The sequence below is a fragment of the Rhizobium sp. P40RR-XXII genome (genome assembly GCF_012641405.1).
Lineage (GTDB): Bacteria > Pseudomonadota > Alphaproteobacteria > Rhizobiales > Rhizobiaceae > Rhizobium.
The window spans coordinates 70,377-92,712 of record NZ_JABAII010000012.1; the positions used below are offsets into that span (position 1 = coordinate 70,377).

The window sequence follows — 22,336 nt, forward strand, 5'->3', positions numbered from 1 at the left end:
TGGCGCGCTTTTGTTTTTGCGGGAGTAGCCTCGGAATGATGCGGCAATACGAGCTTGTCGAGCGCGTGCAGAAATACAAGCCCGATGCCAACGAAGCTCTTCTCAACAAGGCCTATGTTTATGCAATGCAGAAGCATGGCCAGCAGAAACGTGCCAGCGGCGATCCCTATATTTCCCATCCTCTCGAAGTTGCTGCCATCCTGACCGATATGCGTCTGGATGAATCGACCATCGCGGTCGCTCTCCTCCACGACACGATCGAGGACACGACGGCGACACGGGCCGAGATCGACGAACTGTTCGGCGAAGATATCGGCCGGCTGGTCGAAGGCCTCACCAAGATCAAGAAGCTCGATCTCGTCACCAAGAAGGCGAAGCAGGCTGAAAACCTGCGCAAGCTGCTGCTCGCCATTTCCGATGACGTGCGCGTGCTGCTGGTCAAGCTTGCCGATCGGCTGCACAATATGCGCACGCTTGATCATATGTCGCCGGAAAAGCGCGCCCGCATTTCCGAGGAGACGATGGAAATCTATGCGCCGCTCGCCGGCCGCATGGGCATGCAGGACATGCGCGAGGAGCTGGAAGAGCTTTCCTTCCGCCACATCAATCCGGAGGCGAACGACACCGTCACCAAGCGCCTCGAGGAGCTGTCGCGGCGCAATGAAGGCCTGGTCAAGAAGATCGAGACCGAGCTGCGCGATCTGCTTGTTGCCAACGGCCTTGCCAATGCCATGGTCAAGGGCCGGCTGAAGAAGCCCTATTCGGTCTTCCGCAAGATGCAGTCGAAGTCGCTCTCCTTCGAGCAGCTTTCCGATATTTATGGCTTCCGTCTTCTCGTCGACGACATTCCATCCTGCTACCGTGCGCTCGGCATCGTGCACACCCGCTGGCGCGTCGTTCCCGGACGGTTCAAGGACTATATCTCGACGCCGAAGCAGAATGACTACCGCTCGCTGCACACGACGATCGTCGGCCCCTCCAGCCAGCGCATCGAGCTGCAGATCCGCACGAAGCGCATGCACGAGATCGCCGAATTCGGCATCGCCGCCCACACGCTCTATAAGGACGGTACGAATAGCAATGGCAATGGTGCGGATGGGGAGCTGCTGTCCCGCGAAAGCAATGCTTATTCCTGGCTGCGCCATACCATCGAGGCTCTGGCCGAAGGCGACAGCCCGGAAGAGTTCCTCGAGCACACGAAGCTCGAGCTGTTCCAGGATCAGGTCTTCTGCTTTACGCCGAAGGGCAAGCTGATCGCTCTGCCGCGTGGCGCAACGCCGATCGATTTTGCCTATGCCGTTCATACCAATATCGGCGACACGACCGTCGGCGCCAAGATCAACGGCCGCATCATGCCGCTGGTGACGCGGCTGAACAATGGCGACGAAGTCGAGATCATCCGGTCCGGTGTGCAGGTGCCGCCGGCCGCCTGGGAAGAGATCGTCGTCACGGGCAAGGCGCGCGCCGCCATTCGCCGCGCGACCCGGCTTGCCATTCGCAAGCAATATGCTGGCCTTGGCCACCGTATCCTGGAGCGCACCTTCGAGCGCGCCGGCAAGGTCTTCTCGCGTGATGCCCTGAAGCCGGCCCTGCATCGCCTCGGTCAGAAGGATGTCGAGGATGCGATCGCCGCCGTCGGGCGGGGGGAGATGTCGTCGCTGGATGTCCTGCGTGCCGTTTATCCCGATCATCAGGATGAGCGCGTGACCGTGAAGCCCGCCGGCGACGAAGGTTGGTTCAACGTCCGCAGCGCCTCGGGCATGATCTTCAAGATCCCCGGCAAGACCAAGGCCGATCTGGCTGACGGCACCGATGCCGAGGCGCCGCCGATCCGTGGCCTGGCAGCCAATGTCGAGGTGCATTTCGCCCCGACCGGCGCCGTTCCCGGCGATCGCATCGTCGGCATCATGGAAAAGGGCAAGGGCATCACCATATATCCGATCCAGTCGCCCGTCCTGCAGCGCTTCGATGATGAGCCGGAACGCTGGATCGACGTACGCTGGGATCTGGACGAGGCCAACAAGTCCCGCTTTGCGGCACGGATCATGATCAACGCGCTGAACGAGCCGGGCACTTTGGCCAAGGTGGCGCAGACCGTCGCCGATGTCGATGTCAATATTCGCGTGCTCAATACCGTTCGCGTCGCCGCCGATTTCACCGAAATGGCGCTCGATGTGGAAGTCTGGGATCTGCGCCAGCTCAACCAGCTTCTGGTGCAGCTCAAGGAGCTCGACTGTATTGCCACGGTAAAGCGTCTTTACGAGTGAGATCTGTCCGGCGCTATCTTCGATCCAAGGCAGACTGCATATTTTGTGATCATTTTATGACGAAATTCGAGCACCTTTCCGGATAGATATGCGCTTAGCGCATGGCTGCGTCTATTTTAGAGCGGTGGTAATTCACCTTGATCGCGCTTATCTTCTATTCATCGAAGAAACGAAACAGAGATGAGAGAAGACAATGTTTAGCCCGATCAAGAAAATCGCCCGCGCCCTGCGTGTTCCGAGTGTTGAAGACCGCGAAATGGCTTACCTGAATGGCTCGCACGACCGTTTTGACCTTGAATATCGTCAGCGTCAGGTCGACCGCGGTCTGTTCCGTCAGCGTTAACAGCCGTTAATACTTAAAAGACCAGGAGGGCGCGTCGTTATTGCGCCCTTGGAGCATCCCCGATCTCGCGGGATTGCTTCCCGCAAAAGAGAGAACGCCCATTTTCTGCATCCTGAGCAGGTGGAGTTCCAAAAAGGGCCGCACTTTCGGTTCTTAATCGGTGCGTGATACACAAGGCCGGTCTTGTCATGACGGCCCCCATTGCACTAGATAAGCCGCATGCTATTTCGTCGCCGAAAACCACTGACGTTCAAGGAAAAACTGCGGGAGCACCTGTGGCCCCGCAAGGGTTTCGTCCGCTCGTTCCAATATTTCGGTAAGCGCCTCGTTCGTCTTGCCGCATCGCCGCATTCGGTTGCGGCCGGTTTTGCTGCGGGCATCGTCGTCTCGTGGACACCCTTCATCGGCGTGCATTTCGTGATGGCGATCATTATCGCCTATCTGGTGGGCGGCAATGTCATCGCGTCGGCGCTCGGCTGCCTGGCGGCGGGTAATCCCATCACCTATCCCTTCATCTGGGCTTTCACCTGGGAAATTGGCCATCTGATCCTGGCGCGCGACAGCGGCAGTCAGGGTGGCAGCATCGATTTGCCGGCGCTGTGGCACAAGGGCGATCTCACCCAAATATGGGACCCGGTTTTAAAGCCGATGCTGATCGGCGGCATTCCTCCGGCGATCGTAACCGGCGTGATCGTCTATGCGCTCACCTATTATGGCGTGAAGACCTTCAAGACGCGCCGCAAGGAGCGCCTGATGGAGCGCGCCCGCGAGCGGCTGGCGCTTGCCGAAAACGCATCGAGCGTCTGACGGTGCCTGACATCGCCCCGGCCGCCAGGAGGGCCTTCCCATGATTATCGGCATTGGCAGCGATCTCATCGACATCCGCCGGGTGGAGAAGACGATCGAGCGTTTCGGCACTCGGTTTACCGAGCGCTGTTTTACCGACATCGAGCGCGCCAAGTCCGAAGGCCGCAAGAACAAGGCGGCATCCTATGCCAAGCGCTTTGCCGCCAAGGAAGCCTGTTCCAAGGCTTTGGGCACCGGCCTGGCGCAAGGCGTCTTCTGGCGCGATATGGGCGTCGTCAATCTGCGGAGCGGCAAGCCGACGATGCAATTGACCGGCGGGGCGGCCGAAAGACTGGCGTCCATGCTGCCGCCAAATCATCGCGCCGCCATTCATTTGACGATAACGGATGATTTTCCTCTTGCTCAGGCTTTTGTGATCATAGAGGCATTGCCGGCAGATGGCTGAATCGCAGCCATCTGTCGCTTTTGGCATCCGCGCCATTGCCGCAATGATGTGAAGCGAGTAGACAGGGCCTAAAAGCAAGTGCGCCGGTGGGGTGCGAAAAAGGAATAAGACTGCGTGTCCGAGAAAGCCGTAAAACAGCAGAACGCCCTGTGGGAAAACATCAAGGTTATCGTCCAGGCGCTCGTCCTGGCCATGATCATCCGAACGGTTCTCTTTCAGCCGTTCACCATCCCGTCGGGTTCGATGATGCCGACGCTTCTTGTCGGCGACTACATCTTCGTCAATAAATTCGCCTACGGCTATTCGAAATATTCGCTGCCGTTCTCGCCGGACCTCTTCAGCGGCCGTATTTTGGGTAGCGAGCCGAAGCGCGGCGACGTCGTCGTCTTCCGCTTCCCGCCGAACCCGGACGTCGACTACATCAAGCGCGTGATCGGCCTGCCGGGCGACCGCATTCAGGTCAAGAACGATATCCTCTACATCAACGGCCAGGCCGTTCCGCGCGAGCCGCACGGCACGTTCTCCTCGGACTACAGCCAGGAGCCGGGCGATAACATCCCCGTCTATAGCGAGCGTCTGCCGGATAGCGGCAAGGTTTATGACACGCTGGACCTTTCGCCCAATTCCCGTGGTGACAATACCCAGGAATATGTCGTGCCGGCCGCTCATTACTTCATGATGGGCGACAACCGCGACAATTCCGACGATAGCCGTTTCGACGTCGGCTACGTGCCCGCCGAAAATCTCATCGGCCGCGCCAGCGTCATCTTCTTCTCGCTGGGTCACGACACCTCGTTCCGCGAGGTCTGGAAATGGCCGACCAACATGCGTTGGGATCGCCTCTTCAAGGTTGTCGAATGACGAAGGCGCAGGCGCTCTCCCAGGCGGATCGTGCGAAGCTTGAGGTTGCGATAGGCCATGAATTCGCCGAGAAGGAGCGTCTCGACCGTGCGCTGACGCATGCCAGCGCACGCACGCACAAGACGGGCAACTACGAACGGTTGGAATTTCTCGGCGACCGGGTTCTCGGCCTGTGCATCGCGGAATTGCTCTTTAAGACCTTCGGCGCAGCGACGGAAGGCGAGCTTTCGGTTCGCCTCAACCAGCTCGTCAGCGCCGAGACCTGCGCCGAAGTCGCCGACGAGATGGAGCTGCATCTTTACATCCGCACTGGCGCCGACGTGAAGAAACTGACGGGCAAGCGCATGCTGAACGTGCGCGCCGATGTCGTCGAAAGCCTGATAGCCGCGCTCTATCTGGATGGCGGGCTTGAAGTCGCGCGCGCGTTCATCCTGCGCTTTTGGGAGCGCCGCGCCATCCGTCCGGAAGGTGCAAGGCGCGACGCCAAGACGGAATTGCAGGAATGGGCGCATGCGAAATTCGGTGTCACCCCGGTCTACAGGGTTGATGATCGCAGCGGACCGGATCATGATCCACGCTTCACCGTGACGGTGGAAGTGGCGGGAACGGCGCCCGAGACAGGAATTGAACGCTCCAAGCGTGCGGCCGAACAAGTGGCGGCGACGCGGATCCTGGAGCGTGAAGGCGTATGGCAGCCTCAGTTGACTGGGAAGTGACTGCCGGGGAATAATGGAAAAATGAGCAATCAGCAGGACACGCCCGCCGAGGACGGCGCGGTTGAACGTATCGGCCCGACGCATTCGGGCTTCGTGGCCCTTATCGGCCCCACCAATGCCGGCAAGTCGACGCTGGTCAACCGGCTCGTGGGTGCGAAGGTCTCGATCGTCAGCCACAAGGTGCAGACGACGCGCGCGATCGTGCGCGGCATCGCCATTCACAACAATGCGCAGATCGTCTTCATGGATACGCCCGGCATCTTCAAGCCTCGCCGCCGTCTCGACCGCGCGATGGTGACGTCGGCCTGGGGTGGCGCCAAGGATGCCGATCTCATCATGCTGCTGATCGACAGCGAGCGTGGTTTGCGCGGCGATGCCGAAGCGATTCTGGAAGGGCTGAAAGAGGTTTCGCAACCGAAGATCCTGGTGCTGAACAAGATCGACCGCGTTCGCCGCGAAGATCTGCTGGCGCTTGCCGCCGCAGCCAATGAGAAGATTGCCTTCGATCAGACCTTCATGATTTCGGCTGAAAACGGCTCCGGCTGTGACGACGTCATGGACTATCTGGCGAACACGTTGCCGGAAGGACCCTGGTACTATCCCGAGGATCAGATTTCGGATCTGCCGATGCGGCAGCTTGCCGCCGAAATCACCCGCGAAAAGCTGTTTCTGCGCCTGCATCAGGAGCTTCCCTATTCTTCGCATGTCGAGACGGAAAAGTGGGAGGAGCGCAAGGACGGTTCGGTGCGCATCGAACAGGTGATTTATGTCGAGCGCGAAAGTCAGAAGAAGATTGCGCTCGGTAAGGGCGGCGAGACGATCAAGGCGATTTCGACTGCATCGCGCAAGGAACTCTCCGAAATCCTGGAGCAGCCGGTACATCTTTTCCTCTTCATCAAGGTTCGCGAGAACTGGGGAGATGATCCCGAGCGTTTCCGGGAAATGGGGCTGGACTTCCCGCGTTAATGAAGCTTTGTGTTCATGAGTGCTTTATAATGCAGCGGCTTATCGGGCATGTTGCCCATGCCGCTGCCATTCAGGGAGCGTTTCATGGCGAAGGCTGCGACGATGCATGGACAGCGAACATCATGCCAGCACTGTCCGTTGAGGACTCTGCCGCATTTTCGTGAATTCGACCGCGATGAGCTGAATTTCATCAGCAGTTTCAAGAAGGGCGAGCTTCTTGTCGATGCCGGCGCCACGATTTTCCTCGAAGGTGCCCACAGCGCCCACCTCTTTACCATCCTGTCGGGGTGGGGTTTTCGCTACAAAACCCTGGAGGACGGCCGGCGCCAGATCCTCAACTATGTGATGCCCGGCGATCTCATCGGGCTGCAGGGTTCGATCATGGGAGAGATGCAGCACTCGACCGAAGCGCTGTCGCCGGTATCGCTCTGCGTTTTCGAGCGCACCGAATTAATGACCCTTTACAATTCGCACGCCTCTCTTGCCTTCGACCTGACGTGGATTGCTGCAAGGGAGGAGCGGATTCTGGATGAACATCTCCTGAGCATCGGACGCAGGTCCGCGGTCGAGCGCGCAGCCTACCTGATCGCATACCTGCACCAGCGCGCCGGAGCGCTTCGTCTCTTTAATGGCAGCAAGGTCATTCCCGTCACGCAGCAGCATGTGGCGGATACGCTGGGCCTTTCCGTTGTTCACACCAATAAGACATTGAAAAAGCTGGCTGCACGAGGATTGCTTCTCTGGCAGGAGCGAGGCTGCGAAGTTTTGGATGGGGAAGGGCTTGCCGCACTTGCCGGTTGGGACGGACTTGATTCGGGCAAGCGTCCCTTCATCTGAGTTATTCTCGATGCAAAGCAGCATGTCTTTTTTAAATGCTGACAGCAACTGTATCAGCATAGATTATTTTCACCGTCACTTTTCCACCAGTTTCACCTTTTACTAACCCCGGCGGCAAAAGCGATTGGAGCACGTCAACGAGCCCATAGTACCGCAGTGCAAAAAGTGCGAAGCGGTTTGGAGGCAAGGTCATGTTGCAAGAGACTAAGCCAGTACGAATGGGAAAATCCATTCATTCAATACGGGCCGATGATTGGCACCGGAGGGATAGATGTGGGACTTTTTACGGGGAGCGCCAACTGGCGTGCGGGTGCAAGGATGGCGCTGATATGACGGTTCAGCGCGTCCTTATTCTGGAAGACAATCTCATTATTGCCATGGAGGCGGAGGAAATTCTTCGTCTCGTGGGAATTCAACAGATCGAGATTGCTTCAAATCTGGAACAGGCGGTCAACGCCGTGCATTCCGAACACTACGATTTTGCGATGCTGGACGTGAACCTCGGGGAGTCGACGAGCTTCGGCTTTGCCCGATTGTTGATGGATCGCGGCATCTCCTTTGGTTTTGTCAGCGGTTATTCCGATACGCTCGATTTCCCGGCGGACCTGCGGCATGTGCCGCTTTTGAACAAGCCCTTCGATGAGCAAGCCATGCGCCTCTTTGTTCATACATTGGCGGCTGGCGATTCCAGTGCCATGTGACAGCGGCGGGCATTTGCCTTAAATTCGAATCGCAAAAATCTTTCGGGGCAGCTGGCCAATGCAGTGGCAGGACCACGCGATCATTCTGGGCGTCAAGCGCCTTGGCGAGACCAGCGTCATCGCCGAGGTGATGACGCATGCCCGCGGCCGCCATATGGGGCTGGTGCGATCAGGCCGCTCGCGCGCCATGCAGCCGGTGCTGCAGGCCGGCAATCTCGTCGAGGTAACCTGGCGGGCAAGGCTGCATGAGCATCTCGGCGAATTTCGCATGGAACCGGTCACACTCCGGGCCGCGCGGCTGATGGAGACCGCGACCGCCGTCTACGGCGTGCAGGCGATGGCCGCCTTGCTGCGGCTGCTGCCGGAGCGGGACCCGCATCCGCATCTCTACGACGCGCTCGACGTGATCCTTGAAAACCTGCAGAATCCCGCCGACGCTGGTGAGCTTTTCGTGCGCTTTGAACTTGCCGTGTTGAACGATCTGGGTTTCGGCCTCGATTTGGCCGAATGCGCGGCAACTGGCGTGCGCGAGGACTTGGCTTTCGTTTCGCCCAAGACCGGACGTGCCGTCTGCCGTGCGGCCGGTATGCCTTGGGCGGATAAGATGCTGGCGCTGCCGCCGTTTCTATCAACCGGAGCCGTGGTCGCCGCGGATACGGAAAGCCTCGCGGCCGCCTTCCGCCTGACCGGCTTCTTCCTGCATCGCCATGTCTACGAACCGCGCGGCATAGAGATCGCCGCGGCGCGCGAGGGCTTCATTCAGGCCGCGATGAAGGCACTGAATGCGGCGTCGCGGGAGCGGCCGACCGTTGCAGCCAAAAGATAGAGCAAGCCGCGCAAAAGTGCGCGGCAAATAGGATCGCGCTCAAGGCGTGTTCGGAGCCGGAAGACCGCTCGCTTCAAACCGCCATATTCGACGCCGCCGACATCACCTCCCGCGGGGCGGGAATACCGAACATATGACGACCGGCCTCTTCGACTTCCGTGAAACACCAGCGGATGACGCCATCCCGATCGAGCAGGAATTCGCCGACGAGCTGACCTTCGCCCGTCGCAATCATATGTTTGTCGTCCTGCGTGAATTCGTAGCCATCCGCCTTGTCGAGGAACTCCGTCGCCGCCATCGGATCCATCGGTTCGGGAAGCTCGCCCGGCATCTCGATGCGCATCGATCGCACCGCATTCATTCCGACCTTGCGCGGCCAGTCGGTCTCGTCTTCGGTGAACTGGATATTCGGCAAGCCGAAGGCCTTGTGCGATACCCGCTCCGGATCGGAAGCGGCCAGCAGGTTGGGAAGCGGATGAAACCGGAAGTAGAGCCGGGCGCGTTCGATCGGTGTGTTGACGACGGTCAGGCTGTCGATGCCTTTCTCCTGCAGAGCTCCGGTGAGTTCGGACATCGCGGCGATCTGCCGGCGGCAGAAGGGGCAATGCAGTCCACGGAACAATCCGACAAGGACCGGCCTCTGGCCGCGAAAATCATCGATGGCGATCTTGCCCTGGCGAGTGATTGCATCCAGCACGACATTCGGCGCGCGATCTCCAGGCTGCAATGGTCTTTCGGTGTGGTTCTCCTGCATGTTTCGTTCCTCCCTTTATGTATTTGAACCGGTTCTCCCAACCAATCGCCTGAGACAATGAAGACAGTCAGTCGAGAAACGGCAATACGACGAGCGTGCCTGGATCGAGGTTGTGGCGGATGCACACATCCTGTGCCAGCGTGAAATACCGTTCCGCCTCGTCCATGTCGTCATGCTCGAGGCTCAGTGTCGCCAAGCCATCATAGCACGGAAAGAGCAACTGCGGTTCATCGATCTCCTTCGCAACCTCAAGGGCTTCCTCGTAATACTTACGAGCTAGCTTCGGCTGCCCGTGGCATTGATGAATTTGTCCGAGGACGATCAGCGGTACGGAGAGATGATCGCGCTGATCGAGCGCCCGGTCGATTTCCACTGCCTTCTCCGCCGCCGGCACGCCTTCGGCGGCGCAGCGGTCGGTAAAGGTACAGCAGGAAACGGCGAGGTTGGCGAGAAGGCGCGCCTGGAAGCCGAGATCGCCGATGCGGGTCGCGACCTCAAGCCCGCGCCGGCAGATCTTGATGGCGTGGGCCGGATCCACGATGGTGTAGAGCACGCCGAGGTTGGAATAGGCGCGACAGGCAGCACTTTGCAGATCGGCCTTTTCGGCAACAGCAAGACTGCGCTCCACTTCCTGCACGGCATCGCGGCGGCGGCCGAGCCGCGCAAGTGCTGCGCCCTTGGTGTTCAGTGCCTCCGCCATCGCGCGCGCCGCCTCTCGTCCGGCTTCGGTCGTTCCGTCGATGGGGAGCGTTTCCAGCCGTTGCAGGGCCAGCGTCGCCCATTCGGCGGCCGCGGCCTGGTCGCCCATGCGGAAGGCCATATGGCCGCGCTCCTGCAGGAGATGCGCATGTTCGACCGGGGCATCGATCGTCGCGATCAAAGCCTCGGCCTCGGCGCAATGCGCTTCCGCCTGATCGCGGCGCCCCGCCTCGTGATGCAGCCGGCCGATTTTTCGCAATATCCTTGCTGCAGCGATCCGATCGTCTCTCTTGCGGTGGATCGCAAGCGCTCGTTGATAATGGTTCAGGGCCGCGTCGCGGAGACCGGCGGGACCACAGAGATCGGCAAGACGCTCCAGAAGCGCCAATTGCTCCGACGTCACCTCCGGCTCGTCTGCGAACGCGGCAAGTGCCTGACGGTAGAGGCGCATTGCATCGTCATTGGCATAGGTCATGCGTGCCAGATCGCCTGCCGCCATCAAATAGGTGGCTCCTTTGGCTTTCTCGGTGGTCAGGCTGAAGTGATGGCCGAGCTGCGCCAGATGCTCGGGGCGATCGGGCGCTGAGCCATATTGGTGTTCCAGAACCTGACCGATCCGGTGATGAAGGTCCGTGCGCCGCTGCAACAGGAGATTATGGTAGATGACATCGTGCAGCAGGGACTGGCTGAAACGATAGGTGGGTGAGGCGCCGGCATCCGGCCCGCGCAATTCCTCGACGATATCGGCATCGCAGAGATAGTCCAATGCGGCATCGATGGCAGCCGGGTCGGCGGCGATGCTGCGGAGTAGAGCGGTGTCGAACTTCGGGCCGACCACCGCCGCCTCCTGCGCCAACCGTTTGATCTCCTGCGGCAGACGATCGACACGGGCAAGCAACAGGGCCTGCAGATTGACCGGAATATCGACATCCGTGTCTTCCGCCGCAACTTGCCAGCGCTGACCGTCATTGTGCAGCCTGCCCATGTCGATCAATCCCCGAAGGATCTCCTCGATGAAGAGCGGATTGCCGCCGGCTCGATCGAGGATGCGCTGACACATCGCAACCGGCAGCTTGCCATGGCTCTCGCCGAAAAAGGCGGCGAGCAGCTTCCGGCCGTCGGCGGCGGCGAGTGGGCCGAGACGCTGCACGGTGACACTGACCCGATTGGAATCCAGCGGGTCGATCCGCGATGTCGGCCGATAGATCGCCAGCAGCATGAGCCGGCTGCGCTCCAACCGATCCATCATGAAGCGAAGCACTTCCAGCGAAGCGGCATCGGCCCAATGCAGATCTTCGATGATAAGCAGCAGGGGGCCTTGCGCCAGCCGCCGCTCGAAGACGGTGCGGACTGCATAGAAGATCTGCCGCCGCAACTGTTCAGGCTCGATGTGTCGCAACGCTCCGTTGGGATCGCCGAGGCCGAGGACATGCAGGAAAAGCGGCAGAAGCCCGTCGATATCCTCCTGGGTGAGATCGAGCGCGCGGAATCCCATTGCCAGTAATTGCCGCGTCCTGTCGAGATTGTCCCGCTCGCCGATGCCGTAGGCGCTGCGCACCACCGCGGCAAGCGTCCCATAGGATTGTTCGCCGAGAGGCGAGCAGGTCGCCTTGCGGATGGCGAGACCTGGAAAGCGGGCCGTATTGCCGGCAATGGCGATGAACTCGTTGGCCAGCCGCGACTTGCCGATACCCGCTTCGCCGATGAGGCGGACAAGTTGTGCCGCACCACCGCAGGCAAGGTCGAGGCAGGTTAAAAGCCGCGACAGCTCCGTATCTCGTCCGATCATCGGTGCCTGAAGGCCGAAACTTTCGAGCCCGCGCGCCGTATGCGGCGCTTCCAACGGTCCCGTTAGCCGATGCACAAGCACATTGCCGCTTTTGCCGCGCAAGGCTTGGGCGCCGAGGCTGTCGAAGGCGAAGGCATGGCGGGTGAGGCGATAGGTCAGCGGCCCGACGAGGATATCGTTTTCGCCCGCCATGGATTGCAGCCGTTGGGCGGTATTCACCGTGTCGCCGGTCACGGAATAGGATTTGGTACTGACCGCGCCGAAGCCGCCGGTGACGACCGGGCCGCTATTGATACCGATATGCAGACGCAGTGGCACGCCGGCGCGTGGTTGCCAGCGCTCGCCCACCTGTGTTGCCCGATCGATCATATCGAGCGCTGCGTTCAGTGCCCGCACCGGATCGTCCTCATGGGCGACCGGCGCGCCGAATAGCGCCAGCAGCGCATCGCCGACGAACTTGTCGACGAAGCCGCCATAGGCCTCGACCGCTTGGGTCATCTCTTCGAACAATTCGTTCTGCAGCATCCGCATGACTTCGGGGTCGATCTGCTCGCTCAGTGTCGTAAAGCCGCAGAGATCTGCAAAAAGCACGGTCACCGGCCGCCGGTCGGCATCATCTTCGGATTTTGCCGATGCAGCCTTGATGACCGGCTTGGCCGCGGGTTGCGCCTTGTCGGAAATCGCAGCGCCGCATTTGGGGCAGAAGGCAAAATCGGGCTGGCAAGGGTTGCCACACGCGGCACAGGAGATTGGCTGCTTTGTGCCGCATCGTGGACAGAAAGCAAAGCCGCTTTGAATATCGAAACCGCAGCCGGCGCACTCCATCGGACGCACCTCGACCAAGCCCGCGCACCACGGCTGTTTCAGCCGTGACCGCCGGGTTCAAAATGAGTGATAAGCATGCGCCTGCTGTCTTAGGTCCGCAAGCTAAACAAACGGCGGAACGACTATCGCCGCTTCAGCGCCCAGCCCTCCGGCCGCTCCTCGAGCACCGTCACCGTATCGCCGATCTTCACCGAGCCTTCGCCGCGCGGCACGGCGTTCCAGCCGAAGAGCGGGCCGGGGACGCGGCGGTCGGCCGACATGCGTATGCGGCCCATGGCGGGTATCGGGTTTGGCACGTCGCGCGAGCCGGTCTTCTGATCCTGCGTCGTCATGATGCAGCGCGAACAGGGCTTGACGAGATCGAGGCGAATGCCGCCGATCTCGATTGCCGACCAGCGATCCTCCGGCCATTCCTCATCGATATCGATGACGATGTTCGGGCGGAAGCGCTCCATGCCGACAGCGCCTTCGCCATGGGCGGCGAGATTGGCGTTGAGCGCCTTCAGCGAGCCGGTGGTGGTGACCAGAATCTGGTAGCCATCGGAAAACGTAACAGGCGTCTCCTCGCCCGCCCATTCCGGATTGGCGACGCGCTCGGCAAGCCTGTCGAAGAACACCATCCTGACTTCACGACCAAGCCAGCCGGACAGAGCCTTGTTGGTCTCCTCATCGGCAACGGAGGCGCTGACATTAGATTTCAAGACGACGATATCCATGCGATTGTCGGGGTGGGGCGGCGGTACGATGATGTCTGCCTTGCCCTCCATCTTCAGGCGCAGGTGGGAGGGCGCCGGTTGGACATCGATCCGGGCCAGCGCCTGCAATTCGCGCTGGGTGATGAACTGGCCGGCAGGATCGACCAGCATGGCGCGACGGTCGCCTGCCAGACCGAAGGCATCGATGGCGGTCGACGGGATGGCGATGCCGCGTGCGCTCTTGAGCGGGTAGATGAACAGATCGCTGACGCGCATGGAAAGTCCTCAGATTTCGTCGATGAACATTGCCAGCACGGTCTTCAGCCGGTCGTGCCGCGCCTCGGCAAACTTGGCTCCGGTCCCGGTCTGGAATCCGTCCGCCAGTTTGAACAGCTTCGTCTCGAAATGGTCAATGGCGAAGCGCTTGTCGTCAAGCGGCCGTTCGCTTGCCAGCGGGTCGAACGGGTCGTAGAGGCCGGAGCCAAGACGCCCCGCAATGTAGAAACAGCGGGCAGCGCCGACCATGCCGATCGCATCCAGCCGGTCGGCATCCTGCAGGATCTTCGCTTCCAGCGTTTCCGGCGGCAGGTTGGCGGAGAAACTGTGCGTGGTGATCGCATGTGCCGCAGCGGCAATATCCTCATCGGCCCATCCAAGTTGCCGGAGAATGCCCGAAGCCTTTTCGGCGGCAAGCCGCGAAGCCTGTACGCGATGCGGCGAATTCTTCTCCACGGCAACGCAATCATGCAGCAAGACCGCGGCGGCAAGTATCCGGGCATTGCCGCCTTCCTCGGCCTGAATGGCCACGGCGTTGCGGAAGACACGCAGGATGTGGGCGATATCGTGCGAACCGTCGTCGCCGTCGGCGGCGTGCGGAATGAGATCCGCAGCCAGGGCTTCGAACGGGGCAAAGGCCCGCGCCATCTTCTCGGTATCCATCTTCGCAGTCGCTCCGCATTGATCTGTCGGCAGGTTCCTTCGTCCTACCGGGTTGAAGGATTCGCCGCAATCACTCCGCGGCTTTCTTGCGCGTCAGGATTTTCTGGTAGAACAGGCCGATACCGATCAGCACGGCGCCAAGGCCGATGAAGGAGAGGGCGCGCAGGAAGCCCTCGAGGTTCGCCATGTCGATCAGGAAAGCCTTGACGACGGCGATGAAGACCAGCGCCGCCGAGGCAATGCGCAGGCTGCGTGCCTCGAAGCGGGTGCCGAGCCCGAGAAGCGCAATGCCGATCAACAGCCAGACCACGGAATAGGAGTAGAGCTCGCCCTGGATGAAGCCGTTCCAGAAGGGAATATATTCGCCCTGCCAGAAGCGGCGCACCGACAATGTCGCCCATGCGAAAGCCATGACGGCTGCAGCCAAAGCCAGCATGATGACATAGGGCAGGGGGCGTCGGTTGCGCGCATAGAGCGCCAGGCCGCCATAGGCGATACCAGGCAGCAGATAGGCAAGCAGCAGCAGGTTGAAGAACGGGATGCGACCCGTGCTTTCGCCTGTCATGAAAGGGTTCAGCCCTAGCAGATGCAGGGTCAGAATCATGACGACCGAAAGGACGCCGAGCGCCATGCCGCCATAGCGGAAGACCGGACTTGCCGCGCTCAGATCGAGCGCCATCAGCGTCGCGGAAGCGCCGATTGCGAGCAGCGTGTAGATCGATTGCTCGCCGAGTGTCGGAACCGCGTCGTTCAGGACGCCGCCGTTCATGGCATGGCGCACCAGAATGGCAACGGTCAGCAGCACGAGGAAGCAGGCAAGCGCTTGCAAGGCGTTGCGCAGCCGCAGGCTTGGCGCGTGGCGAGTGATGAAGGCCGCAAAGACGGCAAGGGCCGCCGGAATGCCGTGACCGGCAAGCAACATGTTGAAGACCGGCGTCGTGCCGAGCTCCGCCGGGTCGACGATCGTCGGCTGCCAGGCAATGCGCCCCATGGTGATGACCAGTGCGGCGACCATCGTCCACGGAAGAACAGGCCAATTGCGCAGGCGTCCCGCCAGCAGATAGACGATGCCAAGAACCGGCAGCAGGATCGTCGCCGTGGCATGATGTGCCAGCGCATGAAGAGCAAAGACGGCAGCGGCAAAGGAGCCGGCGGCAAGGATGTTCGTTGGCAGATCTTGCGTCTCGCCTTCGCGGCGGTATTGCCATTCGGCAAGCGCGATCAGCACGACAGCCAGCCCGATGCCATAAAGGCCATGCAGCCAGTCGAGAGTCCAGTTGCCGAAGTTGACGAAGCTGATTGCGGCGATCGCCAGCGGCGTGGCGGCCATGATAAGGCTCCAGAGAGCGGCATAGGGCTTCTCCTGCCCGGCGAAACGCCTGAGGAAAAAGGCACCGATCAGCACGAAGAGGGCGCCGAGGCCGAGTACTTCATAGAGTACCGTGCTCTGCAGGCTGACGGTTTCACCCGTGCCGCTGCTTTCGACGCCGGCGATCCATCGGGTCAGAACGCCGAATACGCCGACGACAGCGATGAGTGGGGACAGGATCGTTGCCCAGGCCGCGTAGAGGCGTCCGGCGCCGAAGGCTGCAACCGCCGCGACGATTGCCGCGAACATGAATGTGGCATCGACGACGGAATATCCCTGTTGAAGGCTGTAGGTGATGAGGCAGAGCGACACCGTGAGCGCGCCGACCGCCGCCGTCAGGGTCATGCCGAGCGGCGCCCTGGCGAGAAACGCCGTCCATTGGCCGCTTGCGGCCAGCGGCGGGGAGATGCCGTCAGCAGGCAGGGCTTCGTTATCGTGCTTTATCGGCTCCGAGACCGGATAGCGCCCGGGCCAGAGGAAGAGAGTGCCACCGATCATTGCCAACATGGAAAGCGTAACGGGCGTCAGGTCGACCACCGGGCTGAAGGTAATATAGAGCAAGGGCCAGAGGCTCAGCAGCCCATTGGCGAGGGATGGCGCAATCAGCCAGCGGCGCAGGCGCGAAGCCAATAGGGTCGCGACCCATGTCAGCACAAGGTAGCCGAAGAGAATCCAAGGTCTCGGCGCGGTCGAAGCGATGAGCGCTGGGGTTGCCATCGACGCCAGAAGACCGAGGCCGGCAAGCGCTTGCCCATGCAGCAGCGAGAGCCCGAGCGTGGCGAGCGAGATCAAAGCGAGCAGCGTGAAGGCTGTGGCCGGCCCGATGAAGCCATAAATGCCATGGGCCGCATAGGTGGAGCCGAACAGGGCGACGACGCCGGCTGCCGTCAGCACGCCGGGGATCATCGCATTCTGGAAGGTGTTGTTCAGAACTGGTGCGACGCGGCGGCGGATCACTTCGCCCGCGGCAATCAGGAAGAGGCCGAAGAGCGCTGCAAGGACGAGCCGGACGCCGGGGCTGAGAAGGCCGCTCTCGATCGAATATTTGACCATGAAGATGCCGCCGAACGCCAGCGCGATGCCACCGACCCAGACGGCCCAGCGTGCGCCGATCGTGCTCTCCAGGCTTTCCTTCGCCTGAACGGGCGTCTGGCTCCGAGCGGGTGCGGGACCGTCCCCGAACGTATCGGCGTTACCGCGCGCGGCGGCGGCGGCCTCGGCGGCTGATCCATCGTCGAATACCGCTTGCCGCTCGTCTTCGACGGGCGGTGCCATAGGATGAGCCGTCGAGTGCGGCATGGGAATCGATTCGCCCCCATCCTCCGTCAGCACCTTGCCGGCAAGGGCATTTTGCAGCTCCTGAACGCGCGCTTCCAGCTGCTTTATCCGGAGGTTGTGGCCTCGCAGCACCAGAATGCCGACGATCAGGATGACGAGTGGTAGCAATTCCATCATATCCTCTCCACGGGCGATTGGTCGCACAATATACGAAACGGCTCGCGCGGTAAGGAAAGATAGTCAGATTCGCCTATGATTCCAGGGGATTATGTCAAGCGACCCCATGCCGGAACGCAAAGAAATATTAGGAAATACGGATTTAACGCTTAAAAACTATGGTTAATACTCATTAACAATTTGTCTTTACCGACGGCGCGAAGCAGCTTAAGAGCATGTCATAGTTTAACTCCGAATGTATTGCGTGCAAACGACGTCGCATGAGGCGGCTCCTACCATAGGAGGTTTGTATGTCCCATGTTTCTTCCATATCCGGCAGCGCATACCCGTATCGTGGCACGCTCTCGCGCCTCGATTCGAATGATGACGGCGTCCTGAGCCGTGAGGAGCGCGAAGCCGACGAGCGTCCCGGCATTCTCGAAACGGATAATACCGAAGGGAATGCTGCCGATGGTTCGAACGGCGCATTGGGCAGCCTGATAGCCAAGCTCATGCAGTTGCCGAATGCCGATGCTGCCTCCGCGGCCAAAGCGCCGGAAGCCAGTGTCGCTTTCGATCTCGACCTGTTGTCGCCGATGGATGCTTACAACAGCACCTACGGCCAGTATGACGTCGACAGCGTAGCGGCCTGACAGGCGCTTTTGCCCGATGATATTGGCGGCCTGCCGGGATGCTGGCGGGTCGCCTTATCGTTTTGAAGTAAGTTCATTTTCCCGATCGCCGGAACACTCATGCCTGTCATCGCGTTGGGCAATTGCCAAACAGCACAGGGAGGGTCTTTCCGTGAAGCGGATGACGATCGTTACAATTCTCGCACTCGCAGCAGCCATGCCCGCCGCGGCGCAAACCCAAAGTCAAAACACCGCGACCGCCGATTTTGTCGGTCTCGACGGCAAGCAGGCGGGGCGGGCGACCCTGACGGAAGGCAAGAAGGGCGTGCTGATCGAAATGGAGGTTTCCGGCCTGCCCGCCAATCGCTGGGTCGCCTTCCACATTCATGAAAACAGCCATTGCGACCATGCGCACGGGTTCGAATCGGCCGGCAGTCATTTCAATCCCACCAAGGCTGAGCATGGCTTCCTCGCCGCCAACGGGCCGCATGCCGGCGATATGCCGAATCAGTACGTCGATCAGGATGGCAAGCTGCGCGCCCAGGTCTTCAACGGCATGGTTTCGCTGAACGGCAAGAACGGCATTCGTGGCCGCACGCTGATGATCCATGCCGACTCGGACGACAATCGCAGCCAGCCTGTCGGCGGCGCCGGCAAGCGCCTGGCATGCGCCGTCATTCAATAGGACAGCAAAAGCGCGATCCGAATCTCGATCAGACGGATGGGGTTGCCGCCTGATCGTGATGATCGATTGTCGTGAACGAACGGAGATTGCGAACGCAGTCTCCGTTTTTCGCAGCCTGTCGCCTATGTGGCCAGTGGCAGCATGAAAGGCGCATTGCCGTCCGCATCCGCGCCGCGGCCGATCTCCTTGACCGCGGCGACCAGGCGCCCCTGGCGTCCGAGCATGTCGTCGCCGATCGCGACCAGCCGGGCATTCGGCGTCGCAAAGGGCGAGCTTGAGCGCAAGCGGCGCGCGAGCGTCAGATCGTCTTCTTCGGGGCGAATGGCCAAGGCTGCAATCAGTGCCGCCGCTGGCGAGCGTGAAACGCCCATCCAGCAATGGATGAGCAAGGGCGCGCTACGATCCCAGCCGACGGCGAAATCGATGATAGCGCGAACATGCGCCTCCTGCGGCGCGACGAGATCGCCGGTTCCGGCAAAGCTGATATCGTTCATGTTGAGCAAAAGATGCCGATCCGCCTTGATGACGGCGGGACGGTGGAAGGCGTGCTCCTTTGCCATCAGGCTGATCATCTCGCATGCGCCATGCCGAACGGCCATTTCGGCAATGCGCGCCAGCGGCGATATGATGATCGCGGTCACGCGCCGATCCTCATGGCGGCGCGCTCGGCCTCGATTGCCTCGAAGCGTGCGAGGAACAGCCGCTGCGCCTCGATTGCCGGCACCGGATCGATCGGCAGCATCTCGCGCGTGATGTCGCGCGGCTGGCCGAAGAACTTGCGCGCCTCCTCGGGCGCGAAGCCGGCAAGCAGCGTCGCCTCGAAATAGGCCGAGATCGTATCGGCCTTCTTGATCTTTTCCTTGAGCTTTGGCGTGCAATGCGGGGGAAGGGCGAAGCGGCGGTAGATCGCTGCTTCCAGCCGCTGTTCCACAACCTTGTAGTCGCCACCGACGACGGACTTGAACGGCGAGATCATGTCGCCGATCACATATTCCGGAGCATCATGCAGCAGCGCGGCAAGACGTTCATCGGGCGTTGCCGGGTTGAGATGACGGAAGATCGCCTCCACAACGAGGCTGTGTTGCGCCACCGAAAAGGCGTGATCGCCGGAGGTTTGCCCATTCCAGCGCGCAACGCGGGCGAGCCCATGCGCGATGTCGCCGATCTCGACATCGAGCGGCGAGGGGTCCAAAAGGTCGAGCCGCCGCCCGGAGAGCATGCGCTGCCAGGCGCGCGCGGTCTTGGCCGATGTCATGCCGATGCCTCATCGGACGGCTCGGGGAACGAAAGGCCGGACCAGGCCGGGAGCGACACTGAGACCTCCACGCTACCAGCCTGTATCGGAGCGCCTTCGGCAATGGCTTCGCCGGCCCGGTCTATGCGGACGACGGCAAGGCCCATGCTGCCGGCGGTCGAACCGAGCGTGCCGATCGGCTTGCTGCCAACGGTCAGTTCCGTACCGGAAGCCGGCAGCTCGGCATTGCCCTTTATGATAACGACGCGTCTGCGCGCCGTGCCGCGATGCTGCATGCGGGAGACGACTTCCTGGCCGACATAACAGCCCTTGCGGAAACCCAGGCCGCCGTTGAGATCCATCAGCACATCGTGGGGGAAGGCATCCTGCAGCGCAAAATCGCGGCCCGAGACGGCGATGCCGTTGGCGATCCGCAGTTCGTCATAGAGGGTCTCGGCGTCGTTACCATGCTCTCCGGGCATGCGCGTCAGCGCGATGCCTGCCTTGGCGAAGCGGCTGTCCTTGGGGCCGTCTGCATCGGCATCGCCCCAGGCGACGGTGACGCCCTGAACGTCCTCCGTGCCGAAATCGACCTTGGCGCGCAGCCGATACATGATGAGCCGCTTCAGCAGGCTTTCGCTTTGTGTAGTGTCGGTTTCGAGCAAAAAGCCGGCGCCGTCCCGCCAGATCATGAAGTCGAACAGGATTTTGCCCTGAGGTGTCAGCAGGGCGCCCGGGCGCGCTTCACCGGCACCGAGTGAAACGAGATCGGTGGTGATGAGATTGTGCAGAAACGATTCCGCCTCCACGCCGGCAATGCGGATGAAGGAACGCTCTCTCAGGAATACGGCTGGCATGATGGATCCGCTGATTTGGCCTATCACGCAGAGGTAGGGCCTTCGGCGAGGAACCGCAAGTTCCCCGGCCGGATCATTCGCCCGAGGTGAAAAATTTCCAGCGGCCGTCCGGCGTGATGCCGACGCGATAGAAATTATAGCCGCCGAATTCCAGCATGTCGGCATAGTCGCCAGCCGTCACGATGCGCATCAGATCGACCTTTTCCGGCGTGGAAAGCGTCTTGATGTCCTTCTGGGCGAAGTAGGGCCAGACATAGACCTCATCAGGGGTTCCCTGGCCGATATGGGCAAAGCCGGTCGACATGATGTCGAGGAGAATCGACAGGATTTCGATGCCGTCGGGATCGCCCGAAAGATCGTGCAGGGTCTTGATCGGGTCTTCGCCGGGATCGTCGGCGGTGACCTGTGTCTGCTTCAGACCGCCGCCGACATTCATCAGCGGACGCAGGCGTTCGAGATCGCCGGAGGCGGCAGCTTCCACGATCGCCGTACGGAGCTTCTTTACCGGCTCGGGCGCCTTGTCGATGTCGAATAGGAACTCGGCCGATTTGTTGGCGTTCGAAGCGTCACCGCTGCTCTGGCTGGCCTGCTTGTTGATCAGCGGATCGGGGGACGGCAGCGTATTGTTGTTCGACGGCGCCTCCAGCGCCTGCTCGATCGGCTTCTCGTTCTTTTGCTGGGTGGATTGTGCTGCGTCCTTCGCCTGGGATGCCGGAGGATTGAGCTGGGAAAAGGCAAGGGCCGGTAACGGCAGGGCAGTGCTGCCCAAAAGCAGGGTCACGGCAGCAAGCGAGGCAATGGAACAGGAAAGCGCATTGCCCGGAAAGATACGCATAAGCAATCTCTGATTGTTATTGCAGGGTACGGTTCGGAGAGAATTCACCAGCCAGCATGCGTTCACGCAGCGATTCGAGCAAGGCTTCCGCGCCCTGTTCACCCTGATTGCGGATCGTCTCGCGAATGGCATGCGCAATGGCCGCGTCGGCGATGATCTCAGGCTCGATACCGTCAGCCATGCCGTCGGCCCACGCTTCATTCTGGTATTCCAGCGCTGCCTGCATCTTTTCATGGACGATCATGTCGTCGATTTCATTCAGGCTGGTTTCCATTGATTCTTTCCTTAAGACGTTCATGTCCTTACCACTTGCTTAACAACTTTATCAGCCTTTTCCCAAAACGACACGGCTCGCTATGAAAAGAGGTTAATAAAACGTCAATTTCCAAAGCGGGCGGTGATTTCTGTCGCCAGTGTTGCACCTTCGTTACGGTATCGCTCTTCCGCCACGAGAGCCTGCGGCGTGCAATTCGTGTAAACGGATGCGAAGGACCGATATCCACGGTTGAAAGCAGCCGTCAGCTTTTCCTTGCGTTTCTGCTCGCCCTTGGTCTCGGTATCGAGCAATTGCTGCATATCACCCCGCCATCCGTCTTCCCCTTTCGGACTGCAGAGATTGCGCAGATAGTCGATCGAGCCGAGAATTTCGGCGAGCCGGGAAAGCTGCTCGTCATAGGGTGCCGGCCGTTCGGCATTCGCTGCATCGGGCGCCTGAGCAGGTGGCGCGTTTGCTGCCGGCTGTGCCGCAGCGGGAAAGGCTGCGGCAAGCGCGGTGCAGATCAGAAGCGGTCGGCCAAGGCTGTTATGAATCATGTAACCA

At 60.8% G+C, this 22,336-nt stretch carries 23 protein-coding genes; 12 read left to right on the top strand and 11 right to left on the bottom strand.

The annotated features are described in order from the left end of the window. Nucleotides 1–35: 35 nt before the first annotated feature. From HGP16_RS21790 to recO, 10 genes are all read left to right on the top strand, one after another. A complete protein-coding gene (locus HGP16_RS21790; RefSeq protein WP_168842083.1) occupies nt 36–2,267 on the top strand; it encodes a bifunctional (p)ppGpp synthetase/guanosine-3',5'-bis(diphosphate) 3'-pyrophosphohydrolase in 2,232 nt (743 codons plus the stop codon). Between the two features lie 193 nt (nt 2,268–2,460). After that, nucleotides 2,461–2,610: a DUF3563 family protein gene (locus HGP16_RS21795; RefSeq protein ID WP_120663420.1), complete on the top strand. Its 150-nt coding sequence runs from the start codon at nt 2,461–2,463 to the stop codon at nt 2,608–2,610. A 219-nt stretch (nt 2,611–2,829) separates the two neighbouring features. Further along, on the top strand, nt 2,830–3,417 hold the full coding sequence (locus HGP16_RS21800; RefSeq protein ID WP_168842084.1) for a DUF2062 domain-containing protein: 588 nt from the start codon (nt 2,830–2,832) through the stop codon (nt 3,415–3,417). A 40-nt stretch (nt 3,418–3,457) separates the two neighbouring features. Then, nucleotides 3,458–3,862, top strand: a complete 405-nt coding sequence (acpS, locus tag HGP16_RS21805) for a holo-ACP synthase (RefSeq protein WP_168842085.1) — start codon at nt 3,458–3,460, stop codon at nt 3,860–3,862. Between the two features lie 114 nt (nt 3,863–3,976). Beyond that, nucleotides 3,977–4,723, top strand: coding sequence for a signal peptidase I (gene lepB / locus HGP16_RS21810; protein ID WP_168842086.1), 747 nt, complete (start codon nt 3,977–3,979; stop codon nt 4,721–4,723). Further along, nucleotides 4,720–5,439 carry a ribonuclease III gene (gene rnc / locus HGP16_RS21815; protein WP_168842087.1) on the top strand — a complete coding sequence of 240 codons (720 nt, stop codon included), beginning with the start codon at nt 4,720–4,722 and terminating at the stop codon, nt 5,437–5,439. The genes lepB and rnc overlap by 4 nt, the downstream gene beginning before the upstream one ends. Before the next feature lie 21 nt (nt 5,440–5,460). Further along, the gene (gene era, locus HGP16_RS21820; protein ID WP_168842088.1) at nt 5,461–6,405 is read left to right on the top strand and encodes a GTPase Era; all 945 of its coding nucleotides are present in this window, start codon (nt 5,461–5,463) and stop codon (nt 6,403–6,405) included. An 84-nt stretch (nt 6,406–6,489) separates the two neighbouring features. After that, entirely contained in the window at nt 6,490–7,242 is a 753-nt protein-coding gene (locus HGP16_RS21825; RefSeq protein WP_168842089.1) for a Crp/Fnr family transcriptional regulator, read from the top strand. 191 nt (nt 7,243–7,433) lie between these two features. Continuing rightward, nucleotides 7,434–7,943 (top strand): response regulator, encoded by a 510-nt coding sequence (locus tag HGP16_RS21830; RefSeq protein ID WP_246703504.1) that lies wholly within the window; start codon nt 7,434–7,436, stop codon nt 7,941–7,943. Nucleotides 7,944–8,001: 58 nt separating this feature from the next. Then, nucleotides 8,002–8,769: a DNA repair protein RecO gene (gene recO / locus HGP16_RS21835; RefSeq protein ID WP_168842090.1), complete on the top strand. Its 768-nt coding sequence runs from the start codon at nt 8,002–8,004 to the stop codon at nt 8,767–8,769. A 73-nt stretch (nt 8,770–8,842) separates the two neighbouring features. Here the strand turns inward: recO and HGP16_RS21840 are convergent, their stop codons facing one another. The 5 genes from HGP16_RS21840 to HGP16_RS21860 form a co-directional block, all read right to left on the bottom strand. Then, nucleotides 8,843–9,523 (bottom strand): peroxiredoxin-like family protein, encoded by a 681-nt coding sequence (locus HGP16_RS21840; RefSeq protein WP_168842091.1) that lies wholly within the window; start codon nt 9,521–9,523, stop codon nt 8,843–8,845. Between the two features lie 67 nt (nt 9,524–9,590). Beyond that, nucleotides 9,591–12,836 (bottom strand): adenylate/guanylate cyclase domain-containing protein, encoded by a 3,246-nt coding sequence (locus HGP16_RS21845; protein ID WP_168842192.1) that lies wholly within the window; start codon nt 12,834–12,836, stop codon nt 9,591–9,593. A 122-nt stretch (nt 12,837–12,958) separates the two neighbouring features. Beyond that, the gene (locus HGP16_RS21850) at nt 12,959–13,807 is read right to left on the bottom strand and encodes an MOSC domain-containing protein (RefSeq protein WP_168842092.1); all 849 of its coding nucleotides are present in this window, start codon (nt 13,805–13,807) and stop codon (nt 12,959–12,961) included. A 9-nt stretch (nt 13,808–13,816) separates the two neighbouring features. Next, the gene (locus HGP16_RS21855; protein WP_246703505.1) at nt 13,817–14,470 is read right to left on the bottom strand and encodes an HD domain-containing protein; all 654 of its coding nucleotides are present in this window, start codon (nt 14,468–14,470) and stop codon (nt 13,817–13,819) included. A gap of 70 nt (nt 14,471–14,540) precedes the next feature. After that, on the bottom strand, nt 14,541–17,294 hold the full coding sequence (locus HGP16_RS21860; protein WP_246703506.1) for a DUF2339 domain-containing protein: 2,754 nt from the start codon (nt 17,292–17,294) through the stop codon (nt 14,541–14,543). 290 nt (nt 17,295–17,584) lie between these two features. On the opposite strand from HGP16_RS21860, the gene HGP16_RS21865 reads away from it, so the two are divergent. Further along, a complete protein-coding gene (locus tag HGP16_RS21865) occupies nt 17,585–17,926 on the top strand; it encodes a hypothetical protein (RefSeq protein WP_168842093.1) in 342 nt (113 codons plus the stop codon). Between the two features lie 151 nt (nt 17,927–18,077). Beyond that, the gene (locus tag HGP16_RS21870; protein ID WP_312862923.1) at nt 18,078–18,590 is read left to right on the top strand and encodes a superoxide dismutase family protein; all 513 of its coding nucleotides are present in this window, start codon (nt 18,078–18,080) and stop codon (nt 18,588–18,590) included. Between the two features lie 122 nt (nt 18,591–18,712). Here HGP16_RS21870 and HGP16_RS21875 read toward each other — a convergent pair whose 3' ends face one another. The 6 genes from HGP16_RS21875 to HGP16_RS21900 form a co-directional block, all read right to left on the bottom strand. After that, nucleotides 18,713–19,231: a tyrosine phosphatase family protein gene (locus HGP16_RS21875; RefSeq protein ID WP_168842094.1), complete on the bottom strand. Its 519-nt coding sequence runs from the start codon at nt 19,229–19,231 to the stop codon at nt 18,713–18,715. Beyond that, on the bottom strand, nt 19,228–19,845 hold the full coding sequence (locus HGP16_RS21880) for a YfbR-like 5'-deoxynucleotidase (RefSeq protein ID WP_168842095.1): 618 nt from the start codon (nt 19,843–19,845) through the stop codon (nt 19,228–19,230). The genes HGP16_RS21875 and HGP16_RS21880 overlap by 4 nt, the downstream gene beginning before the upstream one ends. Continuing rightward, on the bottom strand, nt 19,842–20,681 hold the full coding sequence (locus HGP16_RS21885; RefSeq protein WP_168842096.1) for a folate-binding protein YgfZ: 840 nt from the start codon (nt 20,679–20,681) through the stop codon (nt 19,842–19,844). The genes HGP16_RS21880 and HGP16_RS21885 overlap by 4 nt, the downstream gene beginning before the upstream one ends. 73 nt (nt 20,682–20,754) lie before the next feature. Beyond that, nucleotides 20,755–21,516: a hypothetical protein gene (locus HGP16_RS21890; protein WP_168842097.1), complete on the bottom strand. Its 762-nt coding sequence runs from the start codon at nt 21,514–21,516 to the stop codon at nt 20,755–20,757. 16 nt (nt 21,517–21,532) lie between these two features. Next, the gene (locus tag HGP16_RS21895; RefSeq protein WP_068385602.1) at nt 21,533–21,790 is read right to left on the bottom strand and encodes a hypothetical protein; all 258 of its coding nucleotides are present in this window, start codon (nt 21,788–21,790) and stop codon (nt 21,533–21,535) included. Nucleotides 21,791–21,894: 104 nt separating this feature from the next. Continuing rightward, nucleotides 21,895–22,329, bottom strand: a complete 435-nt coding sequence (locus HGP16_RS21900; RefSeq protein ID WP_168842196.1) for a TIGR02301 family protein — start codon at nt 22,327–22,329, stop codon at nt 21,895–21,897. Nucleotides 22,330–22,336 lie beyond the last annotated feature (7 nt).